The sequence below is a fragment of the Paenibacillus sp. 32352 genome, assembly GCF_002042965.1.
Lineage (GTDB): Bacteria > Bacillota > Bacilli > Paenibacillales > NBRC-103111 > Paenibacillus_S > Paenibacillus_S vulneris.
Window position 1 is genome coordinate 230,560 of the sequence record NZ_MZNT01000006.1, and the last position, 17,605, is coordinate 248,164.

Below are 17,605 nucleotides of genomic sequence, written 5' to 3' on the forward strand. Positions count from 1 at the left end.
ACAAAGCGAAGCCGCGGTTATGAAGCTGATGGAAGAAAAGAATGATTTCGCAACATGACCGGTTGTTGACATTCCTGTGATATCTGTATATTCTGTATATGTATGATATACACAGTTGAGAGCGAGTGAAGGATTACGAAAATTATTATTTCAAACGTATCGGATCCCCCGATCTATCAGCAAATAAAAGGACAAATCAAGGATGCCATTTTGCGCGGAGAATTGGCCGAAGGCGAGCTTCTTCCTTCCATTCGGGCACTGGCTAATGACCTGCGCGTGAGCGTGCTGACGACCCGAAGAGTATATGACGAGCTGGAAGCGGAAGGCTTTATAACGACCAAGGCAGGCAAGGGATCCTATGTGGCTCAAGGCAATCTGGAGCTTTTACGGGAATCCAAGCGGCGTATGGTTGAAGAAAAGCTCACCGAAGCATGGAATGCGGCCCGCTCGCTCGGCATCAGTAAAAGCGAATTGTACCAAATGATGGACCTGCTGTTCGAGGAAGGAGATAGTGAATCATGAGTTCGGTATTGGAAGTAGAAGGCTTACGCATCAATAGGGGCTCCTTCGAATTGCGCGATGTCAGCTTCTCTCTGCCTGAAGGCTGCATCACCGGTTTTATCGGGGTTAACGGCGCCGGCAAAACGACAACCATTAAATCCATTCTGGGATTAGCATTAAAGGATTCCGGGAAAATCCATGTATTCGGCAAGGATATGGATAAGCATGGACGGGAATTAAAAAACCGGATCGGCATCGTGTTCGATGAAGGCTATTTCTATGAGGATTTAACTATGGGAGAAATGAAAAGTGTTCTTGCGCCCGCCTACTCTAGCTGGGATAATGCCGCTTTTCACAAGTACATGGATCGCTTCGGGCTGAATCCCGGCCAGAAAATATCTACTTTATCCAAAGGGATGCGAATGAAATATGCGATTGCCCTGGCTCTATCCCACCACGCGGATCTGCTGATCATGGATGAGCCGACAAGCGGACTGGATCCTTTAATACGAAGCGAGATTATGGAAATCCTGTTGGAGTTTATGGAGCAGGACGGCAAGAGCGTCTTTTTCTCCACGCATATTACCTCCGACCTTGATAAAATTGCGGATACGCTGGTTTTAATCGATAGAGGCAGTATCATCTTTAACGAGGATAAGGACCTGCTGCTGGATACCCACGGCTTCGTCAAAGGAGACAAGAAAGAGCTTAACGAGCATACCCGGGACCTGTTTCTGACACTGCGCGAAACTGCATATGGCTTTGAAGGCTTGACCCACAACAAACCGGCTGTACTGGAAAATATGGCTGGCGTTCTTATGGAGAAGCCCACCATCGAGGATATCATGCTCGGCTATATAAGGAGGTAATGACTATGCTGCTGAATCTGGTGAAGAAAGACTCCCTTCTCGTCAAAAAGTATATGATTCTCATGTTTGTCGCTGCCATTATCCTTCCTGTGTTTATCAAAATGAAAATGGAATTTCTTGCGTCCGGCGGCTTTCTGGCCTTCTTTATAAGCACGCTGTACATTCTGTTCCTGACGTTCAGCTCCGTCTCCATGTCAGAGTTCAAGCACAAAGGCTCCGCCCTGCTGTGTGCCACTCCTTATGGCAGGGCCGCGATCATTCAATCGAAATATTTGTTTTTACTGCTTCTATTTATCGGCTGCTCCATCCTATATACCGTAACCTCCTGGCTGGTTCCGCAGCAAATGGGGATGTTAAGCTTGTCCGAATTTGCGTACTGCTTTCTTATTCTAACAGTGGTCTTCTCGATCATGGTTCCGGTGCAGTATCGCCTCGGCTTCGAAAAAGCGAGATATATGTTCTCGATTAGTATTTTCGTCGTGCCGTTTATCGTTCCGGTTTTGTTGAAATATATGCAAGCTAACGACATCAGCTTCCATTGGACGCTTCCGGTTCCGGCCATCGTTCAGGGGCTGCTGCCTATTGTCTTGGCGCTCGCGATAGGCATGATTTCTATGACCGCTACCATCCGTATTTATGAAAAACAAAATCTTTAGAACCGCTCCTGCCAAACAAGGGGGTGTGACGGGCCATCCGGTCTGCCGCACCTCCTATCTTTTGTTGCCTGCCGTTTCACCTTCATTGTATGATGAACAAAGAATTACGACAGGAAGAGAGGGACTGACCACGATGAGTTTTCAACAGCTCGTTTCCATCATACCGGTGTTCGAACAAGTAGAGACCTTCACTACGGCTCAAACCATCATCAGCCCTCCCGACCGCCACCTTATCCTTGTCGTACTGCGCGGACATCTCTTAATCTCAGGCTGCAATCAAGAGCCCGCTATGGTTGCTCAAGGCTTCGCCTGCCACCCGCAGTACAGCCCTTTCACCATCCAGGTTCCCAAAACCAAATCGGCCGAATACCTCGTCATTTCATATCGTATCTTCCCCGAGAGCAGTGCCTGGACCCTGCATGGCCCGCTTCGTACCTACAGTGAAGTAAAAATCAAGTATATGCTGGACGAGCTAATCCGGATGACGGGGGATCTCCATACTCCTTCCGACGAGGAGCAACTCGTGCAGCAGGTCCGCAAGCGTCTGCTCCTGGAACGCATCCTGTTCATCTATTTATATGAGACCCAATGGACCCAGGAGGACAAGTCTTCTGCGGTCAGCATGGAAGAATCCCTTAACTATATAAACGAGCATTACATGCTGAAGCTCACCCTCCCTATGCTGGCGGAACGTGCCGGAATGAGCGTAGGTCATTACACGGTTTTGTTCAAAAACCTCACAGGAACCACCATGAGCCATTATTTACGCAGACTGCGGATTCAAAAAGCGAAGCAAATGTTCCAGCAAACGCAGCTCCCTGCCAAAGAAATTGCCCAGCGCGTCGGCTTCATGGACTATTTCCATTTTAGCCGGACCTTTAAACAGGAAACGGACCTTTCTCCTACGGAGTACCTCAAGAGCTTGGATAAAATCTAAAAATATAACATGCTCGATCTTCAGATTAGATATGGTCGAACCCTCACTATGCGGCTAAAATCAATTGAGAATAATTATTATTATCAGGAGGAACATTCATGCAGCATCGATTTAGCCGCATCTTTACTTTTACTTTATGGTTGGTTCTTGCCATAAGCCTCGCCGCTTGCGGTCAAACCGCAGGCAATTCCGGCCAGAGCGGTCAAGCTAGCCAAGGCAGCTCTCCCTCTGCAGCACCGGCCGAAGGCAAAATTATCGTAGAAGACGCCCAAGGAACGGTCACGCTTCCTAAGAAACCGGAGCGCATCGTGACTATGGACTTCAGCTTTACCGACATGCTGGTTACGTTAGGCGTTCAGCCCGTAGGAATCGCCGATGATGGCAATAAAGACTTATTCATGGATGCCGTAAAGAGCCAGTTGAAATCCTATACATCCGTTGGCTCCCGCTATGAGCCGAACATTGAGCTGATCAGCTCTCTCAAGCCCGATCTCATTATCGTCGATATCAATAAGCATAAGAATGCGCTGCCTCAGCTGAAAGCCATCGCACCGATTCTTGTGTTGAACGACTTCCAGGCGGATTACGAACAAATGCTCAAAAACTACATCATTACCGCCAAAGCCGTCGGCAAGGAAGCCGAAGGAAAGAAACGTCTCGAAGAGCACCAAGCCAAAATGGAAGCAGCCAAGAAAAAGATTACAAATGCTAACCTGACCGTTCTACCTGCCGTAGTCAATCCAACCGGATTCTTCGGTCATTCCGACCATTCTTATTCCGGCTCCATGTTGAAAATGCTGGGCTTCACCGATCCTCTACACAGCGATACGGCTTATCCTCAGCTGACTCTGGAGCAGCTGGTCGAGACCAACCCTCAAGCGTTGTTCCTTATGCCAACGGATAAAGTGACCATCGTGAACCAGTGGGAAACGAATCCTTTATGGAAAAAGATCGATGCTGTCGCCAAAAATAAAGTGTACTCGGTGGAACGCCGTGATTGGTCGCTATCCCGAGGCATGCTCGGATCGGAGAAAATCGCCGAAGATATTTTAAAGCAGCTGGGAGAATAACCGAAATGGAAACTTCCGCGCAATTGGAGAAGCAGAGCCGCTCTTGGTTTCTGCTCTCCCTTTTTTGTATGGGCACGCTCCTGTTAATCGGCGGCATGCTGCTGAGCCTCAAGTGGGGGCAAGCGCAGCTGTCCTGGGGCACGTTATTCGAGGCTCTTACCTATCAGGGCCATGATAAGCTTCATCTGTATATCCAGACGCTGCGGCTGCCGCGCACTTTGACAGCCTGCATGGTGGGCATTATGCTCGCCCTCGCGGGCCTATTGACGCAGCTTACGACCAAGAACCCGCTTGCCTCGCCGCATATCTTCGGGATTAATGCCGGAGCTTCCTTGGCTGTTGTTCTCGGATTGGTGCTGTCCGCCGGACTGGGATTGATGGCATCGATGGCGCTTGCCTTCTTGGGAGCTGTCGCCGGAGCTCTCCTCGTCTGGTCGTTAGCAGGCATCGGACACAAGCAGGTGGTCCGAATGGCCCTTGCGGGCATTACCGTCCACTTCCTGCTGTCATCACTGACAGAAGGGGCTATGATCTTGAACCAATACTCTACAGAGAGCATGATCTTCTGGCTGGTCGGCTCGGTGAATCGCGCAGGCTGGCATGAGGTGGCGGCGCTCCTCCCTTTTTTGGCCGGCGGGCTTCTGCTGCTCGGCTTCATGGTGCCTGCCTTCCGCCTGCTGCCGCTTGATGACGATATTGCATCGGGATTGGGCCAAAGGGTTGCCCTCGTTCGCGGAACCGGAATGCTGTTGGTCATCGTATTTGCCGGTTCAGCCGTCGCCGTATGCGGCCCGATCGGTTTTATATGTCTCATCGTTCCTCATATCGCCCGTTCGCTGGCAGGCCCGAGCCTGAACGTTCTCGTGCCGTTGACCGGACTGCTCGGCGGCTTGATGCTCGTCTATGCGGATTTATTCAGCCGCTTTATTGCTTTTCCGTTCGAATCGCCCGTAGGCATCGTAACGTCCGCCATTGGAGCGCCGTTCTTTATTTATTTATCACGGCGGCAAGGAGGCTCGAGGAAATGAAAAATACGCTGATTCTCCTTCTGGCTTGCCTGGTGATGGTTATCTTAAGTGTCATTTCGTTCAGTGTGGGTGCTGTCTCGATTCCGTTGTCCGATATCGGCAGCGGCCTGTTCTATCAGGACAGTTCCTCCTACTTCATCGTTCATGAATTGCGGCTGCCGCGTGTCCTCGTCGCTATCTTAGCTGGATTCGGGTTAGCTGTCGCCGGAGGCATCCTGCAAAGTCTGGTCCGCAATCCATTGGCCAGTCCCGATGTGATAGGCATTACGAAAGGCGCAGGCTTCATGGCGGCAGCCGTTATTTTCCTGTTCCCCCAATCGCCGGTTTATGTGCTGCCTCTAGCCGCATTTGCCGGGGCGGTTGCCGCCTTTCTTATCCTGCTGGCCCTAAGCAGGAAGCTCACCTTGACTCCGGCAGCGCTGGCTCTTGTCGGCGTGGCGATCGGAGCCGTGTTTCAAGCGGGAATTCAATATTTGATCGTGACGAATCCGACCAACGTCAATATGGCGCTACTGTGGATGTCCGGCAGCTTATGGGGACGCGGCTGGAGCCAGGTGCAGTACCTACTGCCTGCTATGATCGTGCTGCTCGCCTTTGCTTACGGAAGCTTCAGGAAGCTGAACGTCTTTCAGCTTGGCGACGAAATCAGCGTCTCGCTAGGTCTGCCTGTTGTGCGCGAGCGCTTCTGGCTGTTTTTATTGGCGGTAGCCTTATCCGGTATTTCCGTATCGGCTGTCGGCGCCATCGGCTTCATCGGACTTCTGGCTCCCCATATGGCACGAAGCCTTGTCGGAAGCCTCAATCAACGGCTTCTTCCGCTGGCGGCGGTATTGGGCGCAGACCTCATGCTGCTTGGCGACTGCCTGGGCCGTGTTATCATCATCCCGCGCGAAGTTCCCGTCGGCATCATGACCGCCGTTATCGGCGCACCCTACTTCATCTATTTGCTGCGCCGGGAAAGGTTAAGACGCTAGGCAAGCTGCTGCCTGCTATACTACAACCCAAAACAAAAAAACAATCGGTTCGAGCCCCTGGGCTTGGTCCGATTGTTTTTTTGTCTGGATACATTTCCTCTGCACTTCATTCCCTGTTACCTGACGCTATGAAGCGCCTCAAGTCCGGCCTCGTTATTTTTTACAAAAAAGAACTGCTTGCCATGGTTGCACTCATAAATAAAATCTCTGAGGCTCTTGCTGTTATATCCTTCAAAGTCTCCGACTACGGCGAGCTTGACTTGATAGTTGGTATATTTCTGCAGGATTTCTCCCGCAAGCTTCGTTCTCAGCTCGAAGAAGTCCTCTGTTATATTCACCTTATTCAGCAAAATTTTATGGCATTCCTCGGTGTAATTTACCGTTGCCATCAAATCCAAAGCATCCTGAACGTCGCCTATTACGATGTCGGAGCTTTCTATTACGGCGACCTTGGAGTCGCCCCTTTGATCTATGACAATGTTCATTTCCTCTCTCCCCTCCAGCTAAATCGGAGCCAGCCTGTGTGCTCCTGTGTCCTCCATTGTACCATATATTCCCACCCACCAAAATCAGGCTACTCCATCATCTGTTTCACCAGCTCCCGATTGCGGGTTTTAAATACCTCGTTATGCGACGATACCATAGCGCTCTTGCTGGCATCAGGCTGAATGAATTGCTTGGCCTTGTTCACGGCATTGGCTGCGTCTTGAAAGGCGCCGGCAATCAAATGCAGCTTGCCGTCATGCATCAGAATATCCCCGGCTGCATAAAGCCCGGGTACCGAGGTTTCGCTGTTGGTGTTTCCCGCAATATAGTCACTGTTTATCATGTCGATATTCAGACCGCTGTTTACGAGCAGGTTCGTATCCCGTTCATAGCCATGATTGATGACTACTTCATCGACGGGCAGGCACGTGACCTGGCCTGTGTCATGATGCGTCAGCTCAACCGATTCAATCGATTCATGATCAGCTGCTGCTATTAATCGGGTAATGGTCGTTTGAAAATAGCAGTGAACCGAGCTGTTCTTCAGCTGCGTTACTTGGGACTCATGGCCGGATAAGGCGTCCTTGCGGTAAGTAAGGTACACTTGCCGGGCAATCGGCTCCAGCTCATTGGCCCAATCAATGGCGGAATTACCGCCTCCGGAAATAATAACGGTTTTATCCTTAAACTGCTTCAAGGATTTCACCGTATAGTGCAGATTGCTGACCTCATACCGCTCCGCTCCTTCGATCTCCAGCCTGGTAGGCTTCAGGATACCGCTTCCTACGGCGACAATGACCGTTTTCGAGTAATGCTTCCGTCCGGACGCGGTATGAAGCACGAAGATCCCATCGTCGTTGCGTGTCATCGACTGCACCTTTTCATTCAGCACCACCTCAGGCTGAAACGTCAGCCCCTGCTGGACAAGCTGTTCTATGAGCTTAGCGCCGGGAATAGGTGTGAGGCCCCCGATATCCCAGATCATCTTCTCCGGATATACATGAACCTTTCCTCCCAGCTGCGGCTGGTATTCGATCAGCTTGGTCTTCATCTCTCTCAGACCGCTATAAAAAGTGGAATAAAGCCCTGCCGGGCCTCCTCCTATTACCGTTACGTCAAATAATTCCTCACCGTACAAATTGGTCACCCTCCACCTGAATAAAAATGATAATCATTATCAATTAACTTTACACGGTATTTGACACTTTTTCAAGAACGGGTTGACAAGAAGAGGAAATCCTTTTATCGTATTAGATTAGTGATATTGATAATCGTTATCAATAAAAATTTCGTCAGCTACGAAGAAAGGAGGTCCTTCATGGTACGCCTCTACACTGACCATTTGAGCATTGGCTACGGTGAACGCATGATTGTGAAAGATCTGAGCGTGAAGATTCCGGATAAGCAAATTACGGCCATCATCGGCTCGAACGGATGCGGAAAATCTACGCTGCTCAAGGCCATCACACGGATCGTCCCCCATCAGTCCGGAGCTGTTATCCTTGATGGTGCCAATATCGCTCAAGAAAATACGAAAATGCTCGCCCAAAAGATGGCCATTTTGCCGCAAACGCCCGAAGGAGCAAACGGCTTAACGGTCGGCGAGCTCGTATCGTACGGGCGGTTCCCGTATCAAAAAGGCCTTGGCCGGCTGACCCCCAAGGACATGGAAGTGATTCACTGGGCACTGCAAGCAACGGGAACGGAAGCTTTTAAGTACCGTCCCGTCGATGCCTTATCCGGCGGTCAGCGGCAGCGTGTATGGATTGCCATGGCGCTGGCGCAAGAAACCGACATCATCTTTTTGGATGAACCGACGACGTATTTGGACATGGCCCATCAGCTTGAGGTGCTGGAGCTTTTGCAGAAGCTGAATACCGAGCAGGAGCGTACGATTGTCATGGTGCTTCACGATCTGAACCAAGCGGCCCGTTTTGCCGACTATATCATCGCACTCAAGGACGGACAAATCGTCAAAGCAGGAAGCTGCGAGGAAGTTATCCGGCATGAGATACTCCAGCAGGTGTTTCAGATCGATGCCGAGATCGGACGAGATCCTCGAACCGGCAAGCCCATGTGCGTGACCTATAACTTGATGAAAGGAATGTAACCCACCCGATGAAAAAAGTGCTGATCCCGCTTCTGACCTTGATGCTCTTCATAAGCGCTTGCGGCAATCCGGCCGCCCAACCATCCGAAGGCTCTACCTCCAAGAATTCCGCTTCATCCGGAACCATTACCTACCAGTCGGAGTCCGGCCCTATTCAGGTCCCTGCCGACCCTAAACGCGTAGTTGTGCTTTCCTCCTTCGCAGGCAGCGTGATATCCCTTGGCGTCAATCTGGTCGGTGTCGACTCCTGGTCCAAGATGAATCCGAACTTCGATGCCAAATTAAAAAACGTTCAGGAAGTATCCGACGAAAATCTGGAAAAAATCATCGAGCTGGATCCCGATCTGATTATTGGCTTGTCCAGTATCAAAAACATCGATAAGCTGAAACAAATCGCGCCGACGGTCACTTATACCTATGGCAAGGTCGATTATTTAACCCAGTTCGTGGAGATCGGCAAGCTGTTGAATAAGGAGAAGGAAGCCAAGGCTTGGGTAGACGACTTTAAACAGCGCGCCGAAAAGGCCGGCAGTGACATCAAAGCCAAGATCGGCGAAAATGCCACTGTCTCCGTTATCGAGAATTTTAACAAGCAGCTCTATGTGTATGGAGATAACTTTGGGCGCGGAACCGAAATTTTGTACCAAACCATGAAGCTGAACATGCCGGATAAAGTGAAGGAAACGGCTCTCAAGGCAGGCTACTATGCGCTGTCCGTGGAGGTCTTGCCCGCTTATGCCGGCGATTACGTGATTTTCAGTAAAAACAATGAAGCCGACAATGCCTTTCAGCAAACTGACACGTATAAAAATATTCCGGCCGTTAAGAACCATCACGTCTTCGAAGCCGATGCCAAAGCATTCTACTTCAATGATCCTATAACATTGGATTACCAGCTCAATTTCATTATCAAAAGCTTTCTAGGGTGATCACTCATGAAGAAAGAAACTGAACGTCCCTCCGCTTTCGTATACAAATGGATAGCTGGAGTTGTCTGCTTGGTTGCTATGTTCGTGGTGTCTATGGTGTTCGGCGCAGCCGATACGACGCTCAAAGACGTCTGGCTCGCGCTAACCTCCCAGGCTGCTGGGGAGAAGCTCTCGCTGCTGCGCGAGATTCGCCTGCCTCGTGAAATTGCGGCTATGTTCGTCGGCGCGGCATTGGCCGTATCCGGTGCGATCATGCAGGGCATGACGCGCAATCCCCTTGCCGACCCCGGTCTGCTCGGACTCACCGCCGGGGCCAACGCTGCGCTTGCGGCAACCATGGCACTCCTGCCTTCGGCTAATTATGTTTCTATTATGGCGGCCTGCTTTGTCGGAGCAGCTGTCGGCTCCGGGATGGTGTACGGGATCGGGGCGATGAGAAAAGGCGGCTTCTCCCCCCTTCGCCTCGTTTTGGCCGGGGCCGCTGTCTCCACCTTCTTGTACGCCATTGCGGAAGGGATTGGGCTCGCCTTTAAGATCTCCAAGGATGTATCCATGTGGACATCCGGAGGCATCAGCGGGACCTCGTGGAGCCAGCTTCAAATCATCGTCCCGTTTATCGTAACGGGGATTTCCATTGCCATTGTACTATCCCGGCAGCTGACAATCCTCAGCCTGAGTGAAGAAGTGGCTGTCGGCTTAGGCCAGAACACCTGGAGAGTGAAGACCATCCTGTTTGTCGTCACGATCCTGCTTGCCGGCGCTTCCGTCGCCCTGGTCGGAAACATGACCTTCATCGGCCTCATGATTCCGCATATCGTACGTGCGTTCGCAGGCAAGGATTATCGGTTCACCCTTCCCATGTCCGCATTGGCAGGAGCCTCCTTCATGCTGCTTGCGGATACGCTTGGCCGTACGATGAATGCGCCTTATGAGACCCCGGTGGCGGCCGTAGTCGCTATCATGGGCCTGCCGTTCTTTCTGTTTATCGTGCATAAAGGAGGCAAAGCGTACTTATGATCCATCCGGCCCTAATCAAAAAGCAGCGCCTGATTCTGATCATCCTGCTGGCGCTTATCGTCATTACCATCGTTATCGGGATGGGCATGGGATATTCCAAGCTGCCTTATCATCGGCTGATCCCGACCCTGCTTGGTCAAGGCACCTTCAAGGAAGAGTTCGTGTTCTTCTCCGTTCGGCTTCCGAGAATAGTGATTACCCTGCTAGCCGGTATGGCTTTGGCGCTTTCGGGTGCCATTCTTCAAGGTATTACCCGGAACGATCTGGCCGATCCCGGCATCATAGGCATTAACTCCGGGGCAGGCGCGGCCATAGCTGTTTTCTTTTTGTTCTTTCCTGTACAGGCCGGCTCCTTCGTTTATTTACTGCCGCTTGTCGCTTTTGCCGGGGCTTGTCTTACGGCTTGTCTTATTTATGTATTTTCGTATAACCAGCACACCGGCCTGCAGCCTGTCAAATTGGTGCTGACGGGAGTCGGATTTTCCATGGCCCTCTCCGGGCTGATGATTGTACTGATATCGTCGGCCGAGCGCACCAAAGTCGATTTTATATCCAAGTGGCTGGCCGGCAGTATATGGGGAGTGGATTGGCCTTTTATAGGGGCTCTCCTGCCTTGGCTGATTATCCTTATCCCTTTCGTACTGTACAAGGCCCAACGATTGAATCTGCTTTCTCTCCATGAGCCTGTAGCTGTAGGAATCGGGGTATCGATCCAGAAGGAACGACTCGTCTTGCTGTTAACCGCCGTGGCTTTAGCCGCCTCAGCCGTTTCCGTTACAGGGGGAATTGCTTTTGTCGGGCTGATGGCCCCTCATATTGCCAAAGCCCTGGTTGGTCCAAGACATCAATTATTTATGCCTCTTGCCATCCTGCTGGGCGCCTGGCTGCTCCTAATCGCCGATACGATCGGGCGGCAGTTCGTCGACCCCGATGGGATTCCGGCGGGCATTATGGTTGCTTTGATCGGAGCGCCCTATTTTATGTACTTGTTGCTGAAAAAGTAGCTGCAAGAGATCCCTCTGAGGGGGAGCCTTGGCTTCGATTGTGCTAAAAAACAAACCAGTCCGTTACACCGAAGTGTTGGACTGGTTTTTGGTCATGAAATGAGGGCATATGAATGAACCAAACCCACTTTTATTACCTCGTATTCATAAGCTCAGCCAATGTGTATCTCCCTACAATCTCATAGCCTCTGCCTGTTCCTAACGGTTTTATGATCACAGTCCCCAAGTTGGGGATATCCCCCAACCCGACACCTTGAGGGAAGCTGTGGGAAACAATGACCTGATTGGCCCCGGCACCGGGTTGTTTCTCTAACACCGCCGCCGTTTCATTCAAAATACGGTCTTGTTCCGCGAGGCTCAGATGTCCGCCCAGATTGTAAATGTTAATCCAGAAGGGGTCGACTCGAACAGGGTCAGTGCCAAAGGCCAGCTGCGCCGTCTCTCTGGTCCGGCAAAACGGACTCGCCAGTACAGGGTACTGCACAGGTATCCTTAAACGGCGAATCGTGTTCCCGAAATCAACAGCCTGCCGCTTCCCTGTCTCCGACAAATTCCTTTGGGTGGAGCAGTCGCTGAACGCAAGCCCTGGCTGATCTTGTCCAACATTCGCTTCTCCGTGCCGGACATACAATATGTACCCGCCTTGACGGAGCGAGTTCAGCAAGTCCGGACCGATCGGTGCTGCTTTGGCTGCATTTTCTATCGACAAGCCCATTAATAACGGAAACAGCAGAAGGAGGGCCAGCAGCCCTTTGCAAACGTTCTTTTTCATAGTGGGGGTCACTTCTTTCATAGAGTGTAGGTGTCTCCCCTGTAGTTTGCCTCCAACTGGTAAAAATTAAAAACGGATAAGGACCGCTTATGGTCCATTATCCGTTATACGAATCTATCCTATGAAGTTCAGCAGCACGCCGCCCGCGGCACCGGCCAGTACGATAACCCATGGAGGCAGCTTCCAAAAGACGAGCAAGATGAATAAAACAACAGCCAAGGCAAAATCCATCGGCTTGATAATGGCAGAAGTCCATAGCGGATTGTATAAAGCGGCTAATAACAGCCCCACTACAGCCGCATTAATGCCTGCCAAAGCACCTTGAACCCCTGGATGGCTTCTTAGCCCGTTCCAAAACGGAAGCGCCCCGACAACGATCAAAAATGCTGGAAGGAAAATGGCGACAGTAGCCACGATTGCTCCAGATAAACCTCCTGCCATTGCCCCCAGATAGGCTGCAAAGGTGAACAACGGTCCGGGCACCGCTTGCGCGGCTCCGTAGCCTGCAAGGAAATCATGCTCGCTAACCCATCCCATAGGAACAACCTCCCGTTCCAGAAGGGGCAGAACGACATGGCCTCCGCCAAATACGAGCGAGCCCGAGCGGTAGAAGCTGTCGAACATGGCGACCCATTCCAGGCTTCCCCACGGTCTGGCAAGAGGCAGCACCACCAGAAGAATGAAAAACAAGCTTAGACAGATCACCGCCAGAGATCGGCTAATCTTAATAGGAAGGTGCGGTGCCGCGCTCTCCGGCTTCCTTCGATACAGCCACAAGCCTATCAGTCCGGCTGCCGTAAGGATAATAATTTGGCTGATGGCCGATGGCCACGCTAATGTCACGACAGCGGCTATCACCGCAATGGTGATCCGCTCCCGGTCCGGAGTAAGCTTCTGTCCCATGCCCAGAACAGCTTGGGCGACGATCGCTACGGCTACGATTTTCAAGCCGTGAATCCACCCGGCATCCCCCACGTCATAGCCTTGGAGCAGGAATGCAAACGCGGCTAGCGCTATAACCGACGGAAGGGTGAAACCCAGCCAAGCGACCAGGCCTCCAAGCAGCCCGGCTCTTATCATGCCTATTCCAATGCCAACCTGGCTGCTCGCAGGTCCGGGGAGGAATTGACACAGCGCTACCAGATCGGCATAGCTTCGTTCATCGATCCATTTTCTTCGGCTTACGTACTCGTTATGAAAATAACCGAGATGCGCAATCGGCCCCCCAAAAGAGGTGAGCCCCAATTTGGCAGATACGCCGAGCACTTCCAGCAGAGCAGCCACCTTCCCTTTGCGCTCCCCCGCTGCGATATGCTGCTCATTCGGTTCCATAAACCCACCGGCCCCTTCTCCAATGTCCGTTAGCTTTTCTCAACGAGGCCATTATACCATATCCTGTCATGCTGATTTTTGGTTTATGAGAAAATTAATAATCATAGAAATACTCCCCTAAAGACGGCAGGTCATTGAACCTCTCGGCCTAAAGGGGAGCATCCGGTATTACATCAGGTTGCCTCTATTTCATTCATTCTTCATTCATAAGCTGTTCGTACTGCAGCAATCGTTTCAGCATGACGGCCGCTTCCGCACGGCTGGCCTTGGCGCCAGGCACGAACGTATCGCTGGTCACACCATTAATAATTCCTGCATTAACAGCTTGAGCCACTGCATCCTTAGCCCAGCCGCTAACCAGGCCGGAATCCGAGAACTTGGACAAGCCTTGTGGGCTTACGTCCGCCTTTTTCCCGGCTGCGCTCATGGCGCGAGTGATCATTACCGCCATTTGTTCACGCGTAATGGCAGCCTCCGGTTGGAAGGTGCCGTTCTCAAAGCCGTCCACCAAGCCGGCCTGACTAGCCGCGCCAACAGCTCCTGCAAACCAGTCGTTTGCCCTAACGTCCCGGAATTTCGTTGCAGCCGTCTCGTTCAAGCCTAGAGCTCGAACCAGAAGCGCTGCGAATTCCGCGCGAGTAATCTCATGCTGTGGTGCAAAGCTGCTGTCGGTCACTCCATTGACCACAAGCTTGGAGGCTAGCAGCTCCACATCGGCCCGAGCCCAGTGTTCTTTGATGTCATCGAAAGTTCTGGAGTATTCGACAACCGTATAGATACTGTTGCCCGGACGTCTTATTACAGCCTTGGAAGCCCCGCCTTCCGTAGTAAATATGGCCGGTACGAAGCTGAACGTTCCTGCCTCCGGATTGTACAGCACGGCTGTCGTTTTCTTCGGATCCGGAGCCTTGGTCAGATCTAATGTACGAGTAACATACAGAGCTCCAAAATCGCTGATTTGAATTGCTTTGCCGCTGGCATCAGCTGCCGTTACGGTAAAGTCCACTGCCGGAACCAAAGGATTCAGGCCCTCCTGCTTGGCCTTCGCTTCGATAGCAGATAGAGCTGCACCGCTGACCTTCTCGATCGAAATAACGATCTTGACATCCTTGGACGCCGCGCCAAGCTTGCTTGCAAGGGCATCGATATCGATGGCTCTCAATGGCAAATCATACGAAGCTCCTCCGTACTTCAAGGAAATCACCGCATTCGGTGCTTTGGAGACAAGCTCCGCTACTGAGGCGGATGGAAGCTCCAATAGGCCGACAGGCTCGCTATTTCCTTTGACTTCGATGGAGATCCGCTGCCCTGCTGCACCTTTAAGGATTTCCAATGCTTGAGTTAATGCCGCACCCTCCAGAGTGGCTCTTGCCGCCGCTTTTCCGTCTGCGGTCTTCCCACTCACTGACGGCAGGTTCAACATAAGCGAGCCTTCTTGGGCAGGCTCTGTGGTTACGGGTGGCGTTGTCGTTGACGAGCCGCCTCTGCTGCCAGAACCTCCGCGCGAGTAATAAGGAGTCGCGCTGACTTCAGAGGAGTTGGCGCTTTCCCCGCCTGTATTAACAGCCGAAACGACATAGTAGTAGGTCACAAAATTCGTTAAGTCGGCATCCGTGTAACTGGTTCCCGTTACATTCGTCGCAATCGTCGTATACGCACCGCCTTTGGTCGTGCTGCGTTTCACGTTGTAAGAGGCTGCTCCTGTTACACTGCTCCACTGCAGGCTTACCTGGCTGACAGCAGCCGTCGCGACGAGTCCTGTCGGTGCGGCCGGTGGCTCTACCGGAGTCACTGGAGCCATTGGCGTCGCACTCACTTCCGCCGAATTCGCGCTTTCTCCCCCGGCATTAGCCGCACTTACTACATAATAGTACGTCGTTCCGTTCGTCAGCTCTTTATCTGTGTAGCTTGTACCTGCAACATTCGTCGCAATCGTCGTATACGCGCCGCCTTTGGTCGTGCTGCGTTTCACATTGTACGAGGCTGCTCCTGTTACACTGCTCCACTGCAGGCTGACCTGGCTGACAGCAGCTGTCGCGACGAGTCCTGTCGGTGCGGCCGGTGGCTCTACCGGAGTCACTGGAGCTGTCGGCGTCGCACTTACTTCCACCGAATTCGCGCTTTCTCCTCCGGCATTAACCGCACTTACTGCGTAATAGTAGGTCGTTCCGTTCGTCAGCTCTTTATCCGTGTAACTAGTTCCAACCACGTTCGTTGCAATCGTCGTATACGCGCCGCCTTTGGTCGTGCTGCGCTTCACATTGTACGAGGCTGCTCCTGTTACACTGCTCCACTGCAGGCTGACCTGGCTAATCGCAGCTGTCGCTACGAGACCTGTCGGTGCGGCCGGTGGCTCTACCGGTGTCACTGGAGCTGTCGGAGTCGCACTCACTTCCGCCGAATTCGCGCTTTCTCCCCCGGCATTAGCCGCACTTACTACATAATAGTACGTCGTTCCGTTCGTCAGCTCTTTATCTGTGTAGCTTGTACCTGCAACATTCGTCGCAATCGTCGTATACGCGCCGCCTTTGGTCGTGCTGCGTTTCACATTGTACGAGGCTGCTCCTGTTACACTGCTCCACTGCAGGCTGACCTGGGCATCGCCCGCTGTTGCTGTCAGATCAGCCGGTGTCCCAGGCGCTTTATCACCTGACCGTGCATGCTCTGCTCCTGCTTGTGATTTGACAATAGCAGGCACATCCACGGTTGCGTCCATTTGATTGAACAGCGTCGGCGTCCAGTTGGCCGGACTCAATCCGCCTTTGCTTTGCGCGATATTTACTTCTACTCCGTTGAGTATAGAGCCTGCATCCGTAAACTCCGTTCCGCCAGGTGATACTTGAATCAGCGAAGCGGCGGATGTCCCCTCATCCTGAACAAAATAGTTGTTTTGCGCAACGATATGCGACTCGAATCCTACGCCTATAGCGTACAGGAAAGGATAGCTCTCGTTATTAAGGGTACCTTCATAATAGTTGTTATACAGATGCACTTGCCCGAACCGCACACGCGGTGCGCGCTGCGTCACATTTTGATAAAAATTATGGTGGAACGTAATCCTCTCTTTGCCGCGATCGTCCGTATAACTGTCGCTTCCGCCAACCAGGGTGTTTTTATCATGATCATGGAAGTAGTTATAAGAGACTGTAATCAAATCGGAAGAGTTAGAAATATCCAATGCGCCGTCATGCTGCTGGTATTGCCGCCCGAAATATTTGATGTTGTAATCATCGCGGTTATTTCCATCACTGAACGTATTGTGATCAATCCAAACATGCTGGGCGTTCTTCACGGTGATACTGTCAAACGCGGAGTTCCAGTTGCCTGCATCTCCATCTGTCGGGTCCCATTGAGGGAAATAGTCGAACGCGTTCTCGAATTCGATGTTGCGGATAATGACATTATCCACGTTCTGAATCATCAGGTTACCGCCTGTAATCTTGGCGTTGGAGCCCGGTAAGCCGACAATGGTCGTATTGGAGCCCACATTGATTTTGATTTTGTTCCCCTGGTTCGCTTCCGAAACGGCACGTGCCGTCTCTAATGGCCCAGATGGAACCCGGGTTCCCCAAACCGCCGGATCATAAGCAGCCAGATAAGCCTGGAGGTCGTATGCCGGGTCTTTATAATAATCCATACCTACCGGATTATCGTTGTCATCCACATTCATGTCGATGGTGCCCTTGACGTAGATGATCTTCGGCGTCGAATTCGTCGCATTCGAGCTGTTATTGCCTCCGAGTGCTTTAATGAGCTCGCTGCGTTTGGTTACGGTGAAAATATTTGCCGCAGAAGCTTTGGAGCCCCCGGTCGTTCCCGTCGTGAAGGAACCCCACCCGTCGTTGACGGCCAGCACCTGCTTTCCAATATCCGACGAAGCATCCGTATTGATCACGTTAATAGTGACCGGAACGGAAATC

16 protein-coding genes and 1 pseudogene are annotated in these 17,605 nt (G+C 51.8%); 11 read left to right on the forward strand and 6 right to left on the reverse strand.

Annotation, left to right across the window (positions count from 1 at the left end; genetic code table 11):
• The first annotated feature begins 132 nt into the window (after window positions 1-132).
• The 7 genes from B1728_RS16190 (at window position 133) to B1728_RS16220 (ending at window position 6,035) form a co-directional block, all read left to right on the forward strand.
• Entirely contained in the window at window positions 133-522 is a 390-nt protein-coding gene (locus tag B1728_RS16190) for a GntR family transcriptional regulator (protein WP_079911273.1), read from the forward strand.
• Complete coding sequence (locus tag B1728_RS35790; protein WP_144027892.1) at window positions 519-1,370, forward strand: ABC transporter ATP-binding protein; 852 nt, start codon at window positions 519-521, stop codon at window positions 1,368-1,370. The genes B1728_RS16190 and B1728_RS35790 overlap by 4 nt, the downstream gene beginning before the upstream one ends.
• A 5-nt stretch (window positions 1,371-1,375) precedes the next feature.
• On the forward strand, window positions 1,376-2,026 hold the full coding sequence (locus tag B1728_RS35795; protein ID WP_144027893.1) for an ABC-2 transporter permease: 651 nt from the start codon (window positions 1,376-1,378) through the stop codon (window positions 2,024-2,026).
• A 133-nt stretch (window positions 2,027-2,159) separates the two neighbouring features.
• Window positions 2,160-2,963 carry a helix-turn-helix domain-containing protein gene (locus B1728_RS16205; protein ID WP_079911475.1) on the forward strand — a complete coding sequence of 268 codons (804 nt, stop codon included), beginning with the start codon at window positions 2,160-2,162 and terminating at the stop codon, window positions 2,961-2,963.
• A 98-nt stretch (window positions 2,964-3,061) separates the two neighbouring features.
• Window positions 3,062-4,033, forward strand: coding sequence for an ABC transporter substrate-binding protein (locus B1728_RS16210; protein WP_079911275.1), 972 nt, complete (start codon window positions 3,062-3,064; stop codon window positions 4,031-4,033).
• A 5-nt stretch (window positions 4,034-4,038) separates the two neighbouring features.
• On the forward strand, window positions 4,039-5,061 hold the full coding sequence (locus tag B1728_RS16215) for a FecCD family ABC transporter permease (RefSeq protein ID WP_079911276.1): 1,023 nt from the start codon (window positions 4,039-4,041) through the stop codon (window positions 5,059-5,061).
• Complete coding sequence (locus tag B1728_RS16220) at window positions 5,058-6,035, forward strand: FecCD family ABC transporter permease (protein WP_079911277.1); 978 nt, start codon at window positions 5,058-5,060, stop codon at window positions 6,033-6,035. Before B1728_RS16215 ends, B1728_RS16220 begins: the two co-directional genes overlap by 4 nt.
• Window positions 6,036-6,151: 116 nt before the next feature.
• Here the strand turns inward: B1728_RS16220 and B1728_RS16225 are convergent, their stop codons facing one another.
• On the reverse strand, window positions 6,152-6,520 hold the full coding sequence (locus B1728_RS16225) for a DUF4180 domain-containing protein (RefSeq protein ID WP_079911278.1): 369 nt from the start codon (window positions 6,518-6,520) through the stop codon (window positions 6,152-6,154).
• 89 nt (window positions 6,521-6,609) lie between these two features.
• The gene (locus tag B1728_RS16230; RefSeq protein WP_079911279.1) at window positions 6,610-7,659 is read right to left on the reverse strand and encodes an NAD(P)/FAD-dependent oxidoreductase; all 1,050 of its coding nucleotides are present in this window, start codon (window positions 7,657-7,659) and stop codon (window positions 6,610-6,612) included.
• Window positions 7,660-7,839: 180 nt separating this feature from the next.
• Between B1728_RS16230 and B1728_RS16235 the strand changes: the two genes are divergently transcribed.
• The 4 genes from B1728_RS16235 to B1728_RS16250 are packed head-to-tail and all read left to right on the forward strand — an operon-like array spanning window position 7,840 to window position 11,581.
• On the forward strand, window positions 7,840-8,631 hold the full coding sequence (locus B1728_RS16235; RefSeq protein WP_079911280.1) for an ABC transporter ATP-binding protein: 792 nt from the start codon (window positions 7,840-7,842) through the stop codon (window positions 8,629-8,631).
• A gap of 8 nt (window positions 8,632-8,639) precedes the next feature.
• Window positions 8,640-9,560, forward strand: a complete 921-nt coding sequence (locus tag B1728_RS16240) for an iron-hydroxamate ABC transporter substrate-binding protein (protein WP_079911281.1) — start codon at window positions 8,640-8,642, stop codon at window positions 9,558-9,560.
• 6 nt (window positions 9,561-9,566) lie between these two features.
• Window positions 9,567-10,577, forward strand: a complete 1,011-nt coding sequence (locus B1728_RS16245; RefSeq protein WP_079911282.1) for a FecCD family ABC transporter permease — start codon at window positions 9,567-9,569, stop codon at window positions 10,575-10,577.
• Window positions 10,574-11,581, forward strand: coding sequence for a FecCD family ABC transporter permease (locus B1728_RS16250; RefSeq protein WP_079911283.1), 1,008 nt, complete (start codon window positions 10,574-10,576; stop codon window positions 11,579-11,581). Before B1728_RS16245 ends, B1728_RS16250 begins: the two co-directional genes overlap by 4 nt.
• A 133-nt stretch (window positions 11,582-11,714) precedes the next feature.
• Here B1728_RS16250 and B1728_RS16255 read toward each other — a convergent pair whose 3' ends face one another.
• From B1728_RS16255 to B1728_RS36820, 4 genes and pseudogenes are all read right to left on the reverse strand, one after another.
• On the reverse strand, window positions 11,715-12,353 hold the full coding sequence (locus tag B1728_RS16255) for a histidine phosphatase family protein (protein WP_079911477.1): 639 nt from the start codon (window positions 12,351-12,353) through the stop codon (window positions 11,715-11,717).
• Between the two features lie 114 nt (window positions 12,354-12,467).
• Complete coding sequence (locus B1728_RS16260) at window positions 12,468-13,685, reverse strand: chromate transporter (protein ID WP_079911284.1); 1,218 nt, start codon at window positions 13,683-13,685, stop codon at window positions 12,468-12,470.
• A gap of 193 nt (window positions 13,686-13,878) precedes the next feature.
• Window positions 13,879-15,486, reverse strand: coding sequence for an S-layer homology domain-containing protein (locus tag B1728_RS36815; RefSeq protein WP_306293533.1), 1,608 nt, complete (start codon window positions 15,484-15,486; stop codon window positions 13,879-13,881).
• Between the two features lie 864 nt (window positions 15,487-16,350).
• Window positions 16,351-17,604, reverse strand: a pseudogene (locus B1728_RS36820) (pectate lyase family protein); the annotation flags it as partial.
• Between the last annotated feature and the right edge of the window lies 1 nt (window position 17,605).